This is a genomic window from Parapedobacter indicus (assembly GCF_900113765.1).
Classification (GTDB): domain Bacteria; phylum Bacteroidota; class Bacteroidia; order Sphingobacteriales; family Sphingobacteriaceae; genus Parapedobacter; species Parapedobacter indicus.
In genome coordinates this window covers 685,490-707,065 of record NZ_FOQO01000002.1, presented here as the reverse complement: position 1 = coordinate 707,065, position 21,576 = coordinate 685,490, and the positions used below count along the sequence as shown (strand labels likewise).

The following is a 21,576-nucleotide window of genomic DNA, read 5'->3' as shown; positions in this document are numbered from 1 at the left end:
GAAACAAAGTCATGAAAAGGTTATATGTAATTTTAATGGTTACCACCTTATTCTCCTGCGAGAAATATCTTGATAAGGGCCCGTTGGATAGTCTAACCAATGAGCAGGCTTTTGCGAGTGAAGAAAATCTGCAACTGTACGTCAACTCTTTTTATGGAGCATTGCCATCCGCACAAGCAATTTATGGCACATCGGGCGTGCTGGAGGGATATTATTTTATCGGAGACGTTATGAGCGATGTGAACGCTTGGACACAAAATATTACATACCTCACGGGCGGATTTACCAGCCAGAATTCTCAAGGTTGGATATGGACAGAGTTGCGTAATATCAATTATTTTCTGGCAAATTATCACAAAGCCAATACGACAGCAGAGCGGAAAAACCATTTTGCCGGGATTGCGCGTTTTTTTAGGGCGAACTTCTATTTCGAAAAAGTGAAGCTATTTGGCGATGTGCCGTGGTACGGTACCCCTCACTCGCCGACCGATGAAGCGCTGTATAAACCCCGTGATTCCAGAGAACTGGTTATGGATTCGGTGCTGGCTGATCTTGACTTTGCAGTACAGCATATTGTTGATGTAAAAGATAATTCGGCTACGATGATTACCAAGAGTGCGGCGTTGGCGTTGAAATCGAGAATTTGCCTGTTTGAAGGAACGTTCAGGAAATACCATGACGAATTGGGTTTGGTTAGCTCCGCAAACTTTTGGCTTGAAGAGGCTGCCGATGCTGCGAATGATTTAATTCAATCGGGGGCATACTCGTTAGTAAACAACGGTAATCCGGCTAGTGATTACAGAAGTCTTTTCACAAGTACAACTCCTCCAAGCAATGAAATTATACTGGCGAGAGTATTTAGTGACAATCTGCGTATATGGCACAATGCAACAGATGTATACGCCAACACGGGCGCATATCAAACCAGCCTGACCAGGAGGTTTATCAATACCTATCTGAATGTAGACGGAACGCGGTTTACCGATCAGCCAGGATTCAATGAGATAGAATTTAACGAAGAGACAAAGAATAGAGATTTCCGGCTGTCTCAAACAATCCGGACTCCGTCTTACCGCCGTGCAGACGGGTCGGTGGAGCCCCCGTACTTGGGGCAGGCCCGCACCGGATACCACATACTGAAATTTTCATTGGACGATCGTCGGTACGATAATCTAGGCCAATCGAACAATGCCATTCCATTGATCCGTTATGCAGAGGTATTGCTGAATTACGCGGAGGCGAAAGCGGAGCTGGGATCCCTATCCGACGCCGATTGGAATACAACAGTCGGTGCGCTTCGGAAACGGGCTGGCATCGCATCCACTGCAATGCCCGCAACACTTGATCCCTATATGAAAGCGAATTTTTACCCAACGATCAATTCAATTGCGGTAATGGAAATAAGAAGGGAACGTGCTATTGAACTGGCTGTTGAAGGATTTAGGTATGCGGATTTACTACGTTGGAAAGCAGGTGATTTGCTCGAAAAGTCCAAGGACGGCATTTATGTGAAGGCAATGAATGAACCGATTGATCTCAATGAGGATGGTCAAACCGATGTGATGTTCGTTGCAACAGCGCCGTCTGAACCACTACCCCGTGTGTACTATTATGTGGTTGATAATGCCGTGATTAGGCTGTCTAATGGGACTTCGGGGAATGTAGTGTGGCAGGCCAATATGAATCGTCAGTACCCGGATTATAAATATTACATGCCCTTGCCGTTTGGTGAGTTAGTGATAAACGATAATTTAGTGCAAAACGACGGATGGGATCATCCATAATTTAAATAAAATAAACCAAAATTTTAGTCTTTAACTTCTAACAATTATAAATGATGAAATTTTTCAGTTATGTACTTGTATTGGCCTTAGGAATCGGTTTTTGCCACGCACAGAATGTTTTGGATATAGGGTCCCGAAGAGAGTTATTTGTGGATGATTACCTAATTGGGGAATTGAGCGGCGCGACGCTAAAATTGCACGAACCCGTAAAACGAGAGATCGTATTGGTGCATGACGAACCCTGGGAAGGCAGCGGAAGCGGATATCACAGTGTGTTTAAAGATGGTAACTTATATCGGATGTATTACAAAGCGTGGCAGCATGATGCAAGCAGCGATTTGGCCAATTATCACCCACTGTATTGTGCATACGCCGAAAGTAAGGATGGGATCCATTGGTATAAACCCCATTTGGGTTTGCATGAGTTCAAGGGCTCAACAGATAATAATATTGTATTTGCGAGTGAGGAAGTAGGTGGACTGGAAGTCGATGCTGGGCATCCCGCAGTGTTTAAAGATGAAAACCCGAATGTGCCCGTCGACGAACGCTATAAAGCTTTTTTGGTACAATGGAAGAAACCTAATGCAGGGTTGGTTGCGTTTAAATCTCCCGATGGGATCCACTGGTCATTAATGGCTTCCGACCCGGTTATCAAAGATGGTGCTTTTGATTCCCAGAATTTGGCATTTTGGGATCCGACTATCAATAAATACCGGGCGTATTGGAGATACTTTAATAAATTGGATTCTGGAAATGTATCCGATGTTGTGTCAAAATCAAAAACCATGCAGGAATTTGGCGGGTTCCGGGCGATTCGCACCGCCGTCTCGGATGATTTCGTCCATTGGGAAAATCAGACCAATGTAACTTACGCAGATTCACCACCGGAAGAACTTTATACAAACCAAATAAAACCGTACCATCGGGCTCCCCATATTTTGATGGGGTTCCCTGCTCGTTATGTCGACCGTGGATGGTCAACGTCTATGAGAGCATTACCGGAATTGGAAGAACGGGAAAAAAGAGCAAAAAAATCACAACGGTACGGTACAGCGATAACGGAAACACTCCTTATGACGAGTCGTGATGGTCAATTGTTTAAACGATGGAATGAAGCTTTTCTCCGGCCAGGCATTGAACGGCCAGGCACGTGGACATATGGGGATAGCTACGCTGCATGGCATGTAGTTGAGACCAAATCTGAAGATGCGGGAGCACCCAATGAACTGTCTTTTTACGTGACCGAGACTTACTGGAAAGGCCATGCTAGTTCCGTAAGGCGATATACATTGCGTTTAGATGGGTTCGTGTCGGTAAATGCGTCAGCAGCTGGCGGAGAATTGTTGACTAAGCCGTTTACTTTCGAGGGCGATGAGTTAACACTTAATTTCTCGACTTCTGCTATGGGAGATATTTACGTTGAATTGACAGACGAAAAAGGTGATCCCCTGCCGGGATTCTCAATGGATGACTGTGAGCCAATATTTGGTGACGCCGTTGAACGTGTTGTGTATTGGAAAAACGGAAGCGATGTTTCTGCATTAGCTGGCAAGCCGGTAAGAATTCGGTTTAAAATGCACGATGCGGATCTCTACGCATTGAAATTCCAATAAAGGGAGGCGCCTTGCCCGTCAACGGCAAGTTTTTGGTCACCGCCATTGAATTTAAGGCGCTATAATATCGAAGAGAGTATGCATTCGCGTAGAAACTTTTTGAAGGCTGGTTTGCTGATCGCGGGAGCGATTCCGTCGACGGCTGCGTACCAGGCCTTTGCCGGCGATCAGCGATTCCGGGACGATAACCAGGGCATCGACGACCTCCGCGCGATAAAATCGCGCCTGGAGGGCGGGGATCCCTCGGTCTGGCTATTTACGGGCGACAGCATCACCCAAGGGGCAAAGCATACACACGGATGGCGATCCTATCCGGAGGTGTTTTCCGAGCGGGTCCGGTGGGAACTGAGCCGCGTACGGGACGTGGTCATTAACACCGCCGTGAGCGGGAACACCACGGCCGATTTGTTGGCGGATTGGAAATGGCGAGTGGATCATTTCAAGCCGCAGATCGTATCTGTGATGATGGGAACCAACGACTGCGCGACATCCAAGAAGGTAAATCGTACCGATTTTGAACGGAATCTATCGGCAATCGTTAGTCGGGTGCGCGACATGGGTGCGATTCCGGTGCTCCATGTGCCTACGCCTATTATCGCGGCAAAGGCGACGGAAAGAAGCAACCTCCCTGCCTATGCGCAGACCGTGGCCGAGGTGGCTGAACGCAATGGGGTGGTCGGCGTAGACCATTGGGCGTATTGGCAGGATGCGATCCGGCAAAAAGGCGAATCACAGGTGTTTGCGGATTGGCTGAATGACCCGTTGCATCCCAATGGGATGGGGCATTTGGAAATGGCACGGTTGCTTTTCAAACGGTTGCAAATTTTTGACGAGAGTGCGGCTACATGCGGTGCACCCTATTACGAAGGCGAGCATTGATATGAAACAAACCTGGCAGATCAACGGCGATGAAACCGGCCCGCATGTGCTCTTGCTGGCGGGGGTGCATGGCGATGAATATGAACCGATGATTGCGTTGGTCGAACTGGCAGACGAACTGGCTCGGACCATCCGCCGGGGCCGCGTCACCATAGACCCATTGGTCAATGCGGGGGCTTACGTGAAGCGCAATAGATTGGGCGATGATGGATTGGATTTGGCGCGGGTGTGCCCGGGATCGGAGACCGGATCGTCGTCCGAACGGGCGGCGCATGCCGTGAGCCAGCGTATCCGTCAAGCCGATGCGGTGATCGACCTGCATACCGGTGGCCTGGCGTTGGAGATCTATCCGCTTGTGGGCTATATGCTGCATCCGGATCGCCAGGTGCTGGCGCAGCAGCAGCAGTTGGCCGTCGCCACGGGAATGCCGTTGATATGGGGTACGGATCATCGGCCCGACGGACGGACACTTTCCGTTGCACGGGACGCCGGCGTACCGGCAATCTACCTGGAATACGGGGGAGGAAGCGGCTTCCGCGAACAGGTGGCTGATCGCTATAAAGATGCCGTTAGGCGGGTACTGACGCAACTGGATATGTTGGAATCAGGCGAAGTCGCCGCGCCGGACTGGCAATATTGGCTGGAAGACCACCGCCGCGATAGCGGGTACCTGCAGGTAAAAATGCCGGCTCCGGGATCGGGGGTATTCATTTCAGCAGTATCGATTGGCGATTGGGTTACCGCCGGCCAACGCTTCGGTCGCATCGTGGATCCCGCAAGCGGGCAATCGACGACCGTACTCGCGGAAGAAACCGGATTGGTATTCCTGCTGCGATGCTCCGTACAGGTGGTAAAAGGCGATGCGTTGGGTGGAATTATGCCGATAAAACGAAATGAAAAACTGATAATAAACGATGGAGAAGGTAGCATTAATTAGTGGTGCATCGCGGGGTATCGGATACGAAACAGCCTTTAAATTTGCTGAGCAAGGTTACCGGATTGCGGTGATGGCAAGGGATGAACATGAACTGATAAAATTACGGGACGCTGCGGAAAGTAAGTGGGGTGCTGAGGTGCTTATCGTAGCGGGCGATTTGGCCGATTCGGCCTATTGGAAAGCGGCTGTGGAAACTACGGTGGCCCGCTGGGGGCGTGTCGATGTGTTAGTGAACAATGCGGCGTGGCGGACCATCGAAACGATGAAAACTATCCACCTGGAGGACTGGGAACGAACCGTGCGGATATGCCTGACCGCCCCGGCTTTCCTGGCTAAATACGCCGCGGCGGTAATGGCAGCGCAGCAAGATACAGGTGTGATCATCAATATCTCCAGTGTGATGTCGCAACGCGCAGGCGGGTATAGTCCGGCTTATATAGCCTGCAAGGGCGGTATGGAGAGCTTGACCTACGAACTGGCAACGTGTTACGGAAGGGACCGCATTCGCGTGGTGGGGGTAAGTCCGGGGAATGTACAAACCGCCATGAGTGGGGATTATCAAGATGCGAAAGGAAATAACATTTCCAAGCAGCTGGAGGCGGAAATGAATGAGATGACACCCCTGGGAAGGGCCGCCTCACCCCGTGAGATAGCCGAACTCGTCGCTTGGCTGGCGTCAGATCAGGCGTCTTTCATTACGGGAACAACGATCCTTGCCGACGGCGGGTTCAGCCACAATTTCAATAGTTATGCCAGTAAGAAACTCCAATTTCCCCGCGCGTTTTGAGATGAAGAAAATGATAAATCGCCGTCGCATTTGGAGGCCCCTACCGATTCTTGCGCTCGTCTTGTTTTTAAATTTCTCGGTTGGGGAAGGAATTGATCACCTTCCATTCCGTGTGCAAACCGAAGTCGCCCACCAAGCGTTGAATCCGACATTCGCGTGGTTTCATCCCCGTACAGCAGCAATTCCGGGGTACGGTGAAAAAGGAAAACCCGCAGTGATTATGACGCTGCAAAAACACCTGAAAGTCAGCGATTTTTATTCCGGACTATACTATATGAGAACCGACGATCTTGGCAAAACCTGGACGGATCCCATAGAGGTGCCCGAACTAGCGTGGACCTATGAACCGGATGGTACGACCGTCAGTGTTGCCGATGTGACACCGGGTTGGCATGAAAAGACAGGGAAGCTTCTCGGCATTGGGATCAAAGTAAGATATGATCGAAACGGGAAGCAACTGACGGAGAAACCACGTGCACGTGATGCCAATTATACCTTATTTGATCCGGCGAAAAATACGTGGACCCCTTGGCAGGCGATAGCGGGCATCCCGGAGGAAAATGGGAAATTTTTTTCGGTTAACCCCGGTTGTACACAATGGCTGGTTAAGCCGAACGGGAATATTCTGCTGCCCATTTACTTCCGGGGGCCGGGCGGAGGGGACTACTCCGTTACCGTGTTGGAGTGTTCGTTTGACGGTGTGCGGTTATCCTATCTGAAACACGGTACGGAAATGACCGTGGAAGGAGGCCGGGGTCTCGTCGAACCGTCGCTTGCTTTTTACAAGGATACGTATTACCTGACCTTGAGAAACAATGACGCCGCATATGTCTCGAGAAGTCAGGATGGGCTAAACTGGGAGGAGATAAGACCGTGGAAATTTGATGATGGGACCGCGCTGGGTAGCTATAATACGCAAGCACATTGGTTGGTTCATAGCGACGGATTATTCTTGTCTTATACGAGAAAGGGAGCAAATAACGACCACATCGCGCGCAACCGGGCGCCCTTGTTTTTGGCGCAGGTACACCCAGAAGAACTGTACGTCATCCGGGCGACCGAACAAGTCCTGATGCCGGAACGCGGGGTCATGCTGGGTAATTTTGGGGCCGCATCGATCACAAAGGATGAATCATGGGTTACCGATGCGGAATTCATGATTGGTAACGAACCCCATCCAAGAGGTGCCAATGGGACCTTATGGAACGCGCGGGTTATCTGGGGAAAAGAGAATAAGCTGGTATTTTGAAAGGAATCTGGACATATCACGCGTTGCTTCCTGAGGTGGAGAACCGTGCGCGGATGTCGCTCGGAGAAGGACATACGCCTTTGGTAAAATCCCGATTTATCGGTCCGTCGCTCGGGTTAAATAACCTCTACTTCAAGTTGGAAAACCTGAACCCGACGGGATCATACAAAGACCGATTCGCGGCCATGGCCCTATCACGCTTCGTGCAGCAAGGGATAAAGGTGTGCTTGGCAACATCCAGCGGAAATACCGGGGCCGCACTCGCAGCGTACTGTGCCGCGGCACAATTGCCCTGCATCATGGCCGTCGTGGACGGCGCGCCGGAAGGCAAACTTCAGCAAATGCGGCTGTACGGGGCTGCAACGTTGATGGTGAAGGATTTTGGTAAGCGCCCGGAAGTGACGGAACAGGTGATGACGATGCTTGGGCGGTTGGCCGAAGAACAGCAGACCTCCGTGCAGATCAGTGCGTACTGCTTTTGCCCGGAGGCGATGGCAGGTGTGCAGACCATTGCCTATGAAATCGCGGCTGCGTTTGACGGCGGAACACAGGTATTTGTGCCGGCCGGCGGGGGCGGGCTTACCTTGGCGGTCGCACGAGGCTTTGAGCGCTGGCAGCGACAGTACGGTTCGGCTGGCCATCATGTCGTGCACTGTGTGCAGCCCATGGGTAATGACACGATCGTGTCGGCGTTGGCCGGCGGAGAGATGCATCCGACGGCTGTGCCACAGAGTACGACAGCAATCAGTGGTTTGCAGGTACCGAATGTGTTGGATGGCTTTGAAGTGATCGCCGCATGTCGGAGAAGCGGAGGAACGGGATTCGGCGTGCAGGACGAACAGGTGTGGGAATGCCAGGATTGGCTGGCGAAAAAAGAGGGAATCTTCTGTGAACCCGCTGGTGCCGTGGCGTTGGCGGGCGTACGCCGGGCGTTGGCTGCGGGAGCGTTAGATCCCGACCGGCCCATCGTTTGTCTAATAACGGGACACGGTTTTAAGGATGTGCAGCGTGCGTCAGTTATGGCGTCGACCAGTGCAAATGCCTATTTGGCTAATGAAAAAGAACTTAAAAATTACATCATACAATTAATCAATAAATAGAATGAGCGATAAATTTAGTGGGTTGTGGCCTGCCATGTTCACCCCCGTCGATGATGAAGGAAACCCAGCGTTGAATGAGCTGGCAAAGTTGGTGGAATTGTTAATCGGACAGGGACTCGACGGCTTGTATATACTGGGCTCAACGGGACAGGGTGTCCTGTTTACCGAGGCGCAGCGGAAATTGGTGACGGAACAGGTTATGCAGGTAACGGCCGGACGGGTGCCCGTCATGGTGCAGGTCGGCTCGATGACGACCGACGAATCGGTTCGGCTGGCAAAGCATGCAGCGGCGAAAGGCGCGGATGCGGTTTCATCCGTAGGGCCTATTTATTTCACAGGCAACACGACAGCGGCCTTGGCTCACTACCGGCAGATTGCTACGGCAACCGATCTTCCCTTTTTTCCGTATCAATTGGGTAGCAATACCATGGGCGATATCGGAAACTTCGTCACCCGGTTGCTGGACATTCCCAACGTGGCGGGAATGAAGCTGACGACCGGGCAATTGATGGAAATCAGCACCATTCATCTCCATGCGGGGGAACGCCTTCGGCTGTTCAGCGGTGCAGACGAATTGTTTTGCCAAGCATCGCTTTGTGGTACGGTTGGCGCAATCGGCTCCTTTTACAACCTTTGGGGTGAAGCGTGCAAGCGGGTATTGGAGGCATTTCAGCAGGGGGATTATCAGCAGGCGAAGGAGTTTATGCTGGAATTCCAGCGGATCATCTTGTTTGTATTGCCCAATATCTGGACATTCCTGAGGAAGGCAATGCAGCTAAAATATGGCATTGACATCGGCCGGACAAAGGCTCCCCTCGGGACCATGCAGCAGGAATGGGAAGATGCGGAGGTACGATCGATACTGGACCGGATGGAAACCTTTGTGGCGTAATAAAAAAGAACGTAATAAAAAGAGACGATACAATGGAAAATGTAACATACATCACTGGTGACGGGGTACCGCAGAGCTTTTTGCCTTTCTCCCCGGCTGTTCAGGCAGGGCAATACGTATTCATTTCGGGACAGGCATCCGTAGACGAAAGCGGTACCATCGTAAAGGGCACGTTTGAAGAGGAATGCAGGCGGTCTTTTGACAATTTGGGGAAGATACTGAAAGCGGCTGGACTCGGTTTTGAAAATGTGGTGCAGGTGCGGAACTACGTGGGTAGCCAGGAAGACCTGGCCGCCTTCAACCAGATTTACAAGGAATATTTCAGCGCTCCGTTTCCCGCCCGGACCACGTTGATCGGGTGCTTGGGCGATTTGCTGAAATTTGAGGTGGATGCCGTGGCGATGGTAAAACAGTAGGCATGGGGTTCCGGGTAGCCTTAGTGGGGATTTATCACGAGTCGAATACGTTTATCGGCGACCTGACTGATGCGGCTGATTTCCGCAATAGCCATTGGCTGTGGGGCGCCGACATCCGGAAGGAATACGAGCATGCCCATCATGAAATCGGGGGGATGCTGGAGGTCATGGATCGGGAAGGGATCGAGGTGATTCCCGTTGTATTTGCCGAGGCAACGCCGGGGGGTGTGGTACGCGGGGAGACGTATCGGGCGCTACTGGACGGAATACGGGAAGGGTTGCAACGTTCGATGCCGATAGACGGTTGCCTGGTGGTGCCGCATGGAGCGGGGGTTAGCGAACCGGAACGCGACATGGATGGGCATTGGCTGGAAGCGGTGCGGAGGATCGTCGGACCCGGGGTGCCGGTGGTAGGCACGTTGGACCTTCACGCCAATGTGAGCGAGCGGATGGTCAACGCGACCGATGGATTGGTTATTTATAAAAGGAACCCGCATCTCGACCAGCGCGAGCGGGGAAAAGAGGCAGGGGAACTGATGATCCGTTGCCTGCGGGATAAAATGAGGCCTTGTCAGAAACTGGTGCAACTGCCGCTGGCGATCAGTATCGAACAGCAAGGCACGGATGTGCAACCCTGCAAGGGGATCTATGCGTACGCCCGGCAGCTCGAGAAGGAGCAGGGAGTGTGCTCTGTGAGCGTGGCGCTGGGATTTCCCTATGCTGATGTGCCGGAGATGGGCAGTTCAATCATCGTGATAACCGAGGGCGATGCCGTGCTGGCGGACCGTATTGCGCAACAGATGGAGGCGTATATCCTCGAAAGAAGGGCTGATTTTGTGGGCGATAAGATCGGTGTCGTGGAAACCATGGCCAAACTGTCCGACTTGCAGAAACCGGTTTTATTACTGGATATGGGCGACAACATTGGTGGCGGTACGCCGGGCAATGGACTGGCCCTCGTGAAGGCATTGGAAACGCGTGGACTTCGGTATTTTAGCTATCAACCCGATGCTGAGGCGGTGAGGCAGGCAGCTGGCGTGCCGGTTGGAACTGCATTCGATCTTTGCCTTTCTGGCTTTGACGATGAAGGGCAGGGGCCATGGAAGCAGCGAGTGGTGCTGAAAAACCGGGTGGCGGGAAATTTTACGGAACCGACCCCGAGGCATGGCGGACAGGTCCGGTTTGACATGGGCGAGACCTTGATCGTAAATACGGAGGGCGGAGGTACCCTCATGGTGAGTACGCTGCGCATACCGCCCTTCAGCCTCCGGCAGCTGACGGCTTTTGGCCTCGACCCGGAAGCGTTCGACGTGTTGGTGGCCAAAGGGGTCAACGCGCCGCTTGCGGCGTACGGGCCGGTTTGCCAGACCGTCCTGCAAGTGGATACGCCCGGTCCAAGCCGGGCGGACGTGAGCAAACTGACTTATCAATTCAGGCGGAAACCGCTTTTCCCCTTTGAACCGATCTAGCATGGCAATCGATTTTACGCAGCAGATATCCGTTCGTCGGGAGGTCCTGTTTGAAGGTGCATTTTACACCGAAGGACCGGTCTGTGACGACCAGGGCGGCATTTATTTTACGGACCTGATGGGTGGAACCCTTTGGTATTGGCGCCGAGAAAGCGGCGCATCGCGCTGTGTGGAAGGGGGATGGCCCAATGGGCAAGCCCGGGATTCGATGGGCAATTGGCTGGTATGCGACAGCAAAACCCGGCAATTGAGGCGCTACGATGCCAAGGGGAATTTTACGGGGAATGTAGTCGACGGACATTGCGCCGGCAGACCGGTGACCACACCGAACGACGTGATTACGGACAGCGGGGGCGGTTTTTATTTTACGGATTCGGTGCGCCATCGGGGCTATGTGTTTTACCGGTCGAACACGGGTACGGAACGTGTCGTAGCAGAAGGATTGGACTATCCGAATGGTCTTGTACTTTCTGCCGATGAACGGCATCTTTTCGTGGCAGAGAGTTATGCCAACCGGTTGGTCCGGATCCAGTTGGACGGGCCGGATGGTGCGGCAGATTGGGACGTGTTCTGTGAGTTGCCATACCATGCTTCCGGGCATCCGCAGGCAAATCTGCCGGATGGCTTGGCCATTGACAGCGCGGGCAACGTTTGGGTAGCTCACTACGGGATGGGCGCCCTTCAGGTGGTGGACAAGCAAGGGAGGTTACTTGCATCCATTCCGACAGGTATTCCGTTGACCAGCAACGTTTGCTTACTGGAGCCGGACAGCCTCATCGTGACCGGTGGTGATGCCGAACCGGGTCCGGGAAGGGTTGTGAAACTAACGCTGACTACAAATGAACACGACGAATAAATTGATATCGATGATCGGATTGATCGTAACGACGATGATAACGTATGAGATAAAGGCACAAGAGTCCATTGTGTGGTCAGAATTGCCACCGTTGCCTGATACCGCGGGACGTGCGGGCATGTTTGCCGGGGTAAGCCACGGGCGTCTCTTCTGCATGGGAGGGGCCAATTTTCCGGATGGCTACCCGTGGGAAGGGGGGCGGAAGAAGTGGCACAACGATATATTCATGCTGGAAGCCGGGGCCAACCAATGGCAGCAGTTAGGTAACGTATTGCCCGGCGGGCTAGCCTACGGGGTGTCGGCATCGTACCGAGATCGTATGGTGCTGGTGGGCGGAAGCACCGCTACCGAACACAGTGACGGAACGTGGCTATTTCGCTGGGAAAATGGGGCGCTGAAAATGGAAGCAGGACCGCGGCTTCCCCATCCACTGGCGAATATGGCTGGAACACGGGTGGGGTCACTGCTGATTGTTGTGGGCGGAATGGAAAAGCCGGATGGGGTGCCGCTCCTTTGTTGTTATGGTCTGGACCTGGATGCGCTGGATAACGGCTGGTTTGCGTTGCCGGAATGGCCGGGCGAAGGACGGATTTTGCCGGTAACGGGAAGCTTCGGTGGTAAATTTTACCTCTTTAGCGGCGAGAACAAGAAACGGAACGCCGCCGGACTGGATCAACGGCATATTTTCCAGGATGCATTTTGTTTTGCGCCTGCAAAGACCGGTAACCGCTGGAGCGGCGAGTGGCAGCGGCTGAGTGATCTGCCGGTGGGCATGTCGGCGGGCGCAAACCCGGCGCCACTGGTGGCCGGCCGGGCATTTCTTTTCTGGGGCGGGGTAGACCGGTTGACGGCCCTGCATGCCCTTCCGCAGACGCATCCCGGTATCGGCGGGGAATTGCTCTGGTATGATCCGGCAGCGGATCGTTGGGGGTATCAGGAGGAGGCGGAGCGGGAGCCCGGCAGGGTGACGCTTCCGACGGTCGACTGGAATGGCCGGACTTATTACATCAGCGGTGAAGTTAAACCGGGTATCCGCACGAACCGGATAACGGGAGTGACGGCGGAGAAAGGACAACGAAAGCCATGAAGGTATCACCACTTACACTGGGAACGGTTCAGTTAGGGTTAAACTACGGTATTGCCAATGACGGTGGTAAACCGGATCGGACGGTGGGCGAGGCGATACTGAAAGAGGCGTTGCAATCGGGAATCACGACCTGGGATACTTCCCGGTACTATGGCAATTCGGAAGAGGTGATCGGAGGCTTCCTGGCCGCCAATAGCCGGGAGGCGGCAGATTTGCTGGTCGTCAGTAAATTTAAATGGAGCGCTGAGGCGGTGACCGATTTGCAGAAAGCCCGCCAAGAGGCGAAGGATAGCGTACGGCAGAGCCTGAAAGCATTGGGCATCCCGGTGCTGCCTATCTTGCTTTACCACAAGGGTAAGGATGAACCTATTGATCAGCTGCTGCGGTTTCTGCCGATGGTTGTAAACGAGCTGCAGGAAGAGGGGTTGATCCGCAAGGGCGGGATATCGCTGTATTATCCGGACGAGGCAATGGCCGTCGTGGAGGAACGTTCGTTGCAGGCGGTACAGGTGCCGATCAATATTTTTGACCAGCGGGTGGTCCGCAATGGCGGATTGGCACGGATGAGGGAGCGGGGAAGTTTGGTGTTTGCCCGCAGTGTCTTTTTGCAGGGACTGTTCTTTTTGGACGAGGGCAAAATTCCGTCGCACCTCCGGGATGCCCTACCCTTTTTACAGCGGTTGCGGCGGCTCGCTCAAAAAGCACAGATGGATGTTGCGCAGCTGGCATTTTCGTATGTAAGGGATTTGACAGGTGTAACCAGCGTGGTGTTCGGTGCGGAAAATCCGGATCAGGTGAAAGAAAATGCGGCATTGCAGCAAGCTCCCGCGCTCCCGTTGGACATACGTGAAGAGATTGCAGATGCATTTCAACAACTTCCCCTGAAGGTGATTACCCCGGGGATGTGGTAAATTTTAACTCGTTTGATGATGAATGTTCGAAACAGTTTTGAATTAACGGACCGCCTATGCGTGGTAACCGGCGGCGCGGGATTATACGGTAAACCCATCGCATTGGCGCTGGCCGAGGCGGGGGCATGCGTGGTAATCGCGTCGCGCAATGCAGAGCAATGCCAGGCGGCTGCAACGGAACTGGTTGCCAACGGATACCAGGCGGTAGGCATGCAACTGGATCTGGGGGAGGAAACGTCTATTGCGCGGTTTATAAAGGAGGTAATCGAACGGTTTGGCCGACTGGACGTGCTGGTGAACAATGCGGTCTCACGCGAGGGCTTCAAAACGCTCGACCAAATGGAGAAGTCGGAATGGGAGGCCTCGCAACGGATCAACTCAACCGGGTTGATGTTGATTACGAAATATGCCGTGCAGCACATGGTTGCCAACCGAATGGGGGTAATCATCAATATCGGATCCATACAAGGGGTGGTCGGACCTAATTTTCCGGTCTACGGCGATACGGGCATGACCAGCCCGGTAAACTATACGTACGATAAATCCGCGATGGTTGGCTTTACCAAATGGCTCGCCAATTACTACGGGCGGTACGGGATCCGTGCCAATTGCATAAGTCCCGGTGGATATGGGCCGGGCGTGGAAGAACAATACGGAGACAACGAATTTGTGGCCAACTACAAGCGCCTGACACCGCTGGGAAGGTTCGCGAACGAGGACGACATTAAGGGGCCGATCGTTTTTCTTGCATCGGATGCCTCAGCTTACGTAACCGGACATAATTTGCTGGTGGATGGGGGATGGACAAGTTGGTAAGCGTTTAAAAAATTAGATTATGCAGAAGAGATACCATACCGATAAACCGGCACCGAAGGCGTGGCTGACCGTTGGATTGCTGTTTGTCATTGCGTTATTGAACTACATCGACCGGACGATGATTACGACCATGCGGGGATCAATCGTCGACGCGATACCCATGACGGATGCGCAATTTGGATTGCTAACCGCGGTTTTCCTGTGGATATACGGTTTCCTGAGTCCGCTGGCCGGCTTCATGGCTGACCGATTGGGAAAGAGCCGGGTGGTGCTGGGTAGCCTGTTCGTCTGGTCGGCGGTGACCTGGCTCACGGCCTATGCCACGACGTTCGAGCAGCTACTGCTGACGCGGGCACTGATGGGGATCAGCGAGGCCTGTTACATACCGGCTGCGTTGGCATTGATCATGGACTACCATCGGGGCCCTACGCGGTCGCTCGCCACCGGAATCCATATGGCCGGCATCATGTCCGGACAAAGCTTAGGGTTTCTGGGCGGTTGGATCGCCGAAAAGCATACATGGAATACCGCATTTCTGCTGTTTGGTATTTTCGGTGTTGTCTATTCCCTTTTGCTTATCTTTTTATTGAAAGAAGCTCCCCGGGAAAAGACACCAGATACCAATGAGGGGAATAAGATTGGATTTGGAAAGGGGTTGGTGTACCTATTCAGGCAGCGATCGTTTATTCTTTTGGTTGTGTTTTTTGCATTGGTTAGCATTCTGACCTGGTTGGTCGTGGGGTGGTTGCCGACTTATTTCAAAGAGCAGTTCGGGCTTTCGCAGACCATGGCGGGTGTGTATTCAACGGCTTACGTCTTTACGTCTGCCATTGCCGGTGTGTTATTAGGCGGCTTCTTGGCCGATCGATGGGGACGGCGTGATCCAAGAGGCCGGATATGGGTGCCTGCAATCGGGCTTTGCATTGCAGCGCCTGCTATTTTTTTGGCAAGCTATACAACGATGTTGCCGATAGCCGTTTTCTGCTTCATAACCTATACCGTGACCAAATCGTTCAGCGACGCGAATACGATGCCGATACTCAGCATGATTATCGATCATCGGTACCGGGCTACCGGCTACGGTATTCTCAATTGCTGCGGTACGTTGGTAGGTGGGGTTGCACTTTATTACGGCGGATTTTTACGGGATACGCACATCGGGTTGAGTACGATCTATCAATTTGCCGCATTGTTTATCGTTTTGGCGGCGATTTCCCTTTTCTTGATCCGTCCAAAAAAAGAACTGATTGAACAGTAGGTTTTGATTTAACTAATATTTTCCAATGATGTACGAGAAATCGAAGGAGCTGCTCAATCGGGCAGAAAAAGTTTTGGCGTCGGGTGTATCTTCCGAATTCAGGAAATACAACCATCCGCACGCATTGTTCTACACCCACGGGAGCGGAAGCCGTATCTACGATGTAGACGGCAACGAATACCTGGATTTTACGCTCAGTCAGGGTCCCTTGATACTGGGACATTCCCATCCGGAGGTCCTGCGTAAGGTGGAGGAATATTCGCGGGAAGGGCAGCTCTATGCCGGACAGCACATCCGGGAAATCGAGTTGGCCGAGAAACTGAACAAACTGATTCCCTCGGCCGAATTAATGCGTTTCTGCCTGGACGGCTCCGAGGCAGTGCAGACAGCCTTTCGGGTAGCCCGGGCAAAGACCGGCAGGCAGAAATTTTTGCGTTTCGAAGGACATTACCATGGCTGGTTGGATAACGTGGCTTACGGAATCTCCACACCCGGGATCGAAGCATTAGGGAGCAGGGAGCAACCGAATGTGTTTCCGTGGACGGCGGGTTTACCGGAATCTTCCCGGGAAGATTTTATCGTCCTACCGTGGAATGATTTAGCACTGGTGGAGCAGACGGTTAAGCGCTATCACGAAGAAATCGCCGCGATTATTACCGAGCCTATCATGTGTAACAACGGATGCATACTGCCGAACGAGGGGTTTTTGGAGGGATTACGGGCTCTTTGCGATCGGTTTGGAATCGCGTTGATTTTAGACGAGGTAATCACCGGGTTCCGCGTAGGTCTGGGCGGTGCTCAGCAGTACTTCGGCGTGACGCCGGATCTGTCTATTTTTGCAAAAGCCATGGGCAGTGGCTATCCCATCAGCGCCATTGTGGGCAAACGCGAATGGATGGAGCTGATCGCCGAAGGAAAGGTAATCCATGCCGGGACGATGAATTCGGGCAATCCGACGGTAGCTGCGGCACTGGCGACTATTGAGGTCTTGGAGCAGGAAAATCCTTATGAACGCATGTATCGCTTGGGCAGAAGATTAATGGACGGGTTACGGGAAGCGGCAGTCGATACGAAACAAGATCTCGTAACACAGGGATTAGGCCCGATGTTCGTGACCTATTTCGGCAAAAAAAGGCAATGTAATGATTATCGGGATACCCTGGGGAATGATAAAGCTAAACTTTCGCGATTTATCGCTGGATTACACGACCGGGGTATCAGGGTAATCGGCAGGGGCCTGTGGTATGTCAGTGCGGCACATACAGAAAAAGATGTCGATAAGGCCATCCAAACGGCTGCCGACGTATTGAAGGAGTTGCCAATCACGTAGGTTACATTTACTGGATTGTTCTCGCAAACATACCCATTGCCTAGGCTTTTCTTACCCTTTGCCTATCGGTTATTGAGCGCCAAGGTACAGAATACAAGGTACGGAATAGGTACAGAGTAGGTACGGGATCGGTAACCGAAAGACAGGTCGTTTCTAGCAGGTGCATGCGCTTGGCATTTGTGCACGGTAGGTGTTTTAGCCTGCTGCTCACAAGCTGGAATCCACTGCGCTGCGCTTGCGTCTTCAAGGCTTGCTCTGCAGCAGACGTAAAACACCAGATGTGGCGAGTACCCCGGATAATATTGGATGCGCAAAAGAAGCCTAGTGACGCGGAGCGTTACCGCTGCGTTGCGTATCCAAAGTTATCCGTAGCATCCATTTCTTTCGGATCCGTCTCCCTCGCTTTGCGGCGACCGTGAAATCAAAACAAGGACCGATTAGTGACCGGTTGAACAGCGTAGCCCCCGGCGCATGTATTTGCTACCAAAACTTGCATAGCTAAATAGGTTTATCTAAGTTTGCGCTAACAATTCGCAGTGTGAGCGGTTCTTTCGGATAAAAAGCAATTGTAACCTATAGGATGAGCAAATGAACAGAAGAACATTTATCGGCCAGACGGCTATCAGTATTTCAGCAATGGCAGTAAAACCTGTATTTTCCGACAAAAAGGAAGTTCCCTTTTATGGACACAATGGGCGAGTATATCGTCAGGTAAAAGGTTGGGGCGAATTAAACGCCTCCCAATTCCCGGTCAAGGATTGCCATGAAATGGTGCAAGATAGAAAAGGTCGTATTCTGTTGCTTACCAATGAGACCCGAAATAATGTATTGATATACAATACTGGGGGAAAATTGATAAACAGCTGGGGCAAGGAATACCCCGGTGCACATGGCTTAACCCTAGCTGGAGAAGGTAAGGACGAATTTCTGCTCATTACGGATACGGCAAGGCATGAAGTGTATAAAACAACATTGGATGGCGAGCTATTGATGACGTTGGAATTCCCTGAAGCAGCTGAACTATACGAAAAGAAAGAAGCTTATGTGCCTACTGAAACGACCGTAGCGCCGAATGGTGATATCTATGTCGCAGACGGATATGGACAACAGTATATTCTCCATTACGGCGCTGATGGAAAATTAAAGGGTTGGTTTGGCGGTCGGGGCGAGGGAGATAAGTTTCTGGATAATGCCCACGGTATCTGCGTCGACAAGCGGAAAGGCGATGCGACATTATTGGTGACCGATCGGACCCGGTGCTGTTTCAAGCGATTTACGATGGCAGGAGATCTATTGGAAATCATTGAAGTGCCCGGTGCTTGCGTATGTCGGCCGGTAATTCATGGAGATTTGTTGTATGCCGCAGTGTTACGGTCGCCCGACATGAATCACGCTAAATCTGGCTTTGTTACAATTTTAGATAAAGAAAATCGTGTTATCTCGAACATTGGCGGTTCCGAGCCTGTGTACAAAGATGGAAAACTCCAGCCGATGTCACAGCAGACACCCTTATTCATACATCCCCATGATGTATGCGTCGATCGGGATGAAAACATCTATGTGGCACAATGGGCATCCGGTAACGTGTACCCCTACAAGTTTGAGCGGGTTTGATATGTGATGGGCAGTGCCTCAAAAATAATCCTGAATAAAGTATTCCTCTGTATTGCAGTAAAGGAACGAATAGATGATCAGGTTCGATTTGTTGGTGTGCATACTGCGCTTCATGTGTAGTATGGGCTTGCCTGGTTTGACAGAAAGCAGGTCGGATACAGCTTTGTCAGCCGCTACCGCCCATATCTTTTGTTCGCCTTCTTTAATCTCAACCTTGTGATACTTGTTCAAGGTTTCAAACAATGAGTTTTTTTCGAGGTTATGCATCGTAAAGCGAGGCAGGTCGATATCCGTAATATACGTTTCTTCGTACAATGTGGGCAAGCCATTTACAAAACGTAAGCGAGATAAGTATAGGCAGCCTGCATGACGTTGTGCTTCGGTAAGTTCGTAAGGAAAATCGATAGGCCAGTTTGTTTTTGCCGTTTTTGCCAACACTTTCGTTTGTAGATTCTTTTTACCCACGCCAGCCGTGGAACCTTTAATGGAAAGAATGCCGAGTCCGTTTTTTGGCTCCGAAACAATACTTCCTTTTCCATGATGCCTGACGATATATCCCAAACGGGCTAACTCACTCAATGCTTGTCTGACGGTGGGTCTGGTGGTACTGTATAATTTGCATAAATCATTTTCCGACGGAAGTAAATCCCCCTTTTTATAATGTCCATCATCAATCTGGCCCTTCAGATTGTTAAAAAGCACTCGGTATATAGGAGTTGTCGGTGTCCTCACCATGTAATAACAATTTGGGCAAAGCTAATCAAATTTTTTGGTTGTGTACACAAGTACGGTATGCTGTTCGTAAATCGAATCGGATACAATTGGTTTTTGTTCTGGTTCTTGTATAGACAAATAAATTCAATTATTCATTTGTTTTCCATTTGTTTAAAAATAAAATTATTTGTGTTCTTGTATATACAAGATTTTTTGTCTTAGTTTGTTACTAACTAACTGATAGGGAAAGATTAATCTGGAAACAAATCTGATTATTATGTGGAGAAATGCATCTTGTAAAAAGGGAAAATATGCCTTAATACCTTTTTTAACAATCTGTCTGACCATCATAGCTGCTGCCGCTTCGGGACTGCCGACCGCCGCTCCGGTTTTCAAAGCGGGTTTCTCGCAGAAAGACATTACACCGGATATCGGTATGGAGCAACCGGGGAATTATGGTAAAAGTTACCATCGGAAATTTCATGATCCGTGTAAGGTTCGGGTTGCCGTTTTTGATGATGGCAAAAAGCGGGTAGCATTTGTTGGTGTGGATTTATTATTTATTACCCGGAAAGTTGTGTTGATGGCGCGGGCGGAGATTCAGGAACGCTGCGGGATTCAACCTGAAGACATCATGATCGGCGCATCGCATTCTCATTCGTCAGGACCGATTGCGATGTCAGAACCGGGGGATTATGACAACGCATCCCCGTTGGTAAAAGATTTAGTTACCAACAAATCCATTATTTCTGATCCGGGTTTTATTCAGCACCTGGTACATCAAATCGTTGAAGCAGTTGTTGACGCTGATGCGAATCGGCAAGATGCAAAGCTCGCGGTTGGTGTCGGCCACGAGGATAAAGTATCCTTTAATCGTCGCCTTCGTATGAAGAATGGGTTAACCTACTCGCATCCCGGTGTCGGAAATCCGGATATTATCGACTATGCCGGCCCTATCGATCCGGATGTTGGTACGATCGGGGTGTGGGACATGGATGACAATCTGCTGGGCGTAATGGTAAACTTTGCTTGTCACAATACGACGAACCCGGGTGGGATATCTGCCAATTGGGTGGGATCTATGGAGCGGACGCTACGCGGTGCCACAGGCAATGCGGCATTGCCGGTAGTTTTTCTGCAAGGCGCATGCGGTGATATCACACAGGTAGATAATCTGGCAAAATATGCAAATCCCGATCCAGAGGAATGGTGGGAGCTTGTTGGGGGGCGTGTGGGTGCGGAGGCGTATAAAACGCTATTGCTTGTTCGCCGGGGTGCAGGGAGCGATATTCCGTTGGACTCAAGGCAAAAAGTGTGGAAAGTAAAACGAAGGATACCGGCCCCCGAAAAAGTTAAGCGGGCGCTCGAATTGGTAAAACAGGATCCGCAAAAGGTTGGCCCTGTTGAATGGACATTTGCGAAAGAAACGGTCATGCTCGATGCGTTGATCAAACAGCGTCCCGAAGTTGAAGTGGAGGTACAAACGATTCAAGTAGGGCCAGTTGCTTTTGTATCCAATCCCGCAGAATACTTTGTCCAATACGGACTCGATATCAAAAAAGGGAGCCATTTTCCATTTACGTTCGTCGTCGAATTAGCCAATGGTATTGTTGGATATGTGCCAACCGAGGAAGCATTGGGGCCTAACGGCGGCGGGTATGAAACCCGCCTAACCTCTTACTCTAATTTGGAAGTCTCTGCGGGCCGTCAGTTTGCCGATACGGGCATTGAGTTGGCCAATCAGATGACACCGGGTAAAACGCCTGTGCCACCCCCACCCCCGCCATTCGTTGCTCCATGGGCGTATGGGAATGTTCCACCGGAACTGGAATAAGTCCGGAGTCGTTTGAAAGAATGAGACAGT

Annotated in this window: 19 protein-coding genes; 18 read left to right on the top strand and 1 reads right to left on the bottom strand. The window is 51.5% G+C overall.

Features of this window, described 5'->3' with window-relative positions; translation table 11 throughout:
- Nucleotides 1-11 precede the first annotated feature (11 nt).
- The 17 genes from BMZ56_RS06420 to BMZ56_RS06340 all read left to right on the top strand — a co-directional run bounded on the left by BMZ56_RS06420 (nucleotide 12) and on the right by BMZ56_RS06340 (nucleotide 18,998).
- Nucleotides 12-1,784 carry a RagB/SusD family nutrient uptake outer membrane protein gene (locus BMZ56_RS06420; protein ID WP_090625661.1) on the top strand — a complete coding sequence of 591 codons (1,773 nt, stop codon included), beginning with the start codon at nucleotides 12-14 and terminating at the stop codon, nucleotides 1,782-1,784.
- 50 nt (nucleotides 1,785-1,834) lie between these two features.
- Nucleotides 1,835-3,397: a hypothetical protein gene (locus tag BMZ56_RS06415; protein ID WP_090625659.1), complete on the top strand. Its 1,563-nt coding sequence runs from the start codon at nucleotides 1,835-1,837 to the stop codon at nucleotides 3,395-3,397.
- Between the two features lie 78 nt (nucleotides 3,398-3,475).
- On the top strand, nucleotides 3,476-4,276 hold the full coding sequence (locus BMZ56_RS06410; RefSeq protein ID WP_090625657.1) for an SGNH/GDSL hydrolase family protein: 801 nt from the start codon (nucleotides 3,476-3,478) through the stop codon (nucleotides 4,274-4,276).
- Nucleotide 4,277: 1 nt separating this feature from the next.
- Nucleotides 4,278-5,213 carry a succinylglutamate desuccinylase/aspartoacylase family protein gene (locus BMZ56_RS06405; protein ID WP_090625654.1) on the top strand — a complete coding sequence of 312 codons (936 nt, stop codon included), beginning with the start codon at nucleotides 4,278-4,280 and terminating at the stop codon, nucleotides 5,211-5,213.
- Entirely contained in the window at nucleotides 5,191-6,000 is an 810-nt protein-coding gene (locus BMZ56_RS06400; protein ID WP_090625651.1) for an SDR family NAD(P)-dependent oxidoreductase, read from the top strand. Before BMZ56_RS06405 ends, BMZ56_RS06400 begins: the two co-directional genes overlap by 23 nt.
- Complete coding sequence (locus BMZ56_RS06395; RefSeq protein WP_177195056.1) at nucleotides 5,963-7,249, top strand: sialidase family protein; 1,287 nt, start codon at nucleotides 5,963-5,965, stop codon at nucleotides 7,247-7,249. Before BMZ56_RS06400 ends, BMZ56_RS06395 begins: the two co-directional genes overlap by 38 nt.
- Nucleotides 7,246-8,349: a threonine synthase gene (locus BMZ56_RS06390; RefSeq protein ID WP_090625649.1), complete on the top strand. Its 1,104-nt coding sequence runs from the start codon at nucleotides 7,246-7,248 to the stop codon at nucleotides 8,347-8,349. Before BMZ56_RS06395 ends, BMZ56_RS06390 begins: the two co-directional genes overlap by 4 nt.
- 1 nt (nucleotide 8,350) lies before the next feature.
- Nucleotides 8,351-9,241, top strand: coding sequence for a dihydrodipicolinate synthase family protein (locus tag BMZ56_RS06385; RefSeq protein WP_090625648.1), 891 nt, complete (start codon nucleotides 8,351-8,353; stop codon nucleotides 9,239-9,241).
- A 32-nt stretch (nucleotides 9,242-9,273) separates the two neighbouring features.
- Complete coding sequence (locus BMZ56_RS06380) at nucleotides 9,274-9,657, top strand: RidA family protein (protein WP_090625647.1); 384 nt, start codon at nucleotides 9,274-9,276, stop codon at nucleotides 9,655-9,657.
- Between the two features lie 2 nt (nucleotides 9,658-9,659).
- On the top strand, nucleotides 9,660-11,126 hold the full coding sequence (locus BMZ56_RS06375; protein ID WP_090625646.1) for a M81 family metallopeptidase: 1,467 nt from the start codon (nucleotides 9,660-9,662) through the stop codon (nucleotides 11,124-11,126).
- A 1-nt stretch (nucleotide 11,127) separates the two neighbouring features.
- Nucleotides 11,128-11,982, top strand: coding sequence for an SMP-30/gluconolactonase/LRE family protein (locus tag BMZ56_RS06370; protein WP_090625645.1), 855 nt, complete (start codon nucleotides 11,128-11,130; stop codon nucleotides 11,980-11,982).
- Nucleotides 11,966-13,069 carry a hypothetical protein gene (locus BMZ56_RS06365; RefSeq protein WP_090625642.1) on the top strand — a complete coding sequence of 368 codons (1,104 nt, stop codon included), beginning with the start codon at nucleotides 11,966-11,968 and terminating at the stop codon, nucleotides 13,067-13,069. Before BMZ56_RS06370 ends, BMZ56_RS06365 begins: the two co-directional genes overlap by 17 nt.
- Nucleotides 13,066-13,980 carry an aldo/keto reductase gene (locus BMZ56_RS06360; protein ID WP_090625639.1) on the top strand — a complete coding sequence of 305 codons (915 nt, stop codon included), beginning with the start codon at nucleotides 13,066-13,068 and terminating at the stop codon, nucleotides 13,978-13,980. The genes BMZ56_RS06365 and BMZ56_RS06360 overlap by 4 nt, the downstream gene beginning before the upstream one ends.
- Nucleotides 13,981-13,995: 15 nt before the next feature.
- Entirely contained in the window at nucleotides 13,996-14,796 is an 801-nt protein-coding gene (locus BMZ56_RS06355) for an SDR family NAD(P)-dependent oxidoreductase (protein ID WP_245893103.1), read from the top strand.
- Nucleotides 14,797-14,815: 19 nt separating this feature from the next.
- Nucleotides 14,816-16,054 (top strand): spinster family MFS transporter, encoded by a 1,239-nt coding sequence (locus BMZ56_RS06350; protein ID WP_090625633.1) that lies wholly within the window; start codon nucleotides 14,816-14,818, stop codon nucleotides 16,052-16,054.
- A gap of 25 nt (nucleotides 16,055-16,079) precedes the next feature.
- Nucleotides 16,080-17,384: an aspartate aminotransferase family protein gene (locus BMZ56_RS06345; protein ID WP_090625630.1), complete on the top strand. Its 1,305-nt coding sequence runs from the start codon at nucleotides 16,080-16,082 to the stop codon at nucleotides 17,382-17,384.
- A gap of 588 nt (nucleotides 17,385-17,972) precedes the next feature.
- Complete coding sequence (locus BMZ56_RS06340; RefSeq protein ID WP_090625627.1) at nucleotides 17,973-18,998, top strand: NHL repeat-containing protein; 1,026 nt, start codon at nucleotides 17,973-17,975, stop codon at nucleotides 18,996-18,998.
- An 18-nt stretch (nucleotides 18,999-19,016) separates the two neighbouring features.
- Here BMZ56_RS06340 and BMZ56_RS06335 read toward each other — a convergent pair whose 3' ends face one another.
- Nucleotides 19,017-19,733 (bottom strand): GntR family transcriptional regulator, encoded by a 717-nt coding sequence (locus tag BMZ56_RS06335; protein WP_090625625.1) that lies wholly within the window; start codon nucleotides 19,731-19,733, stop codon nucleotides 19,017-19,019.
- Between the two features lie 256 nt (nucleotides 19,734-19,989).
- Here BMZ56_RS06335 and BMZ56_RS06330 point away from each other — a divergent pair, with 256 nt between their 5' ends.
- Nucleotides 19,990-21,546: a hypothetical protein gene (locus tag BMZ56_RS06330; RefSeq protein WP_090625622.1), complete on the top strand. Its 1,557-nt coding sequence runs from the start codon at nucleotides 19,990-19,992 to the stop codon at nucleotides 21,544-21,546.
- Nucleotides 21,547-21,576: the final 30 nt, after the last annotated feature.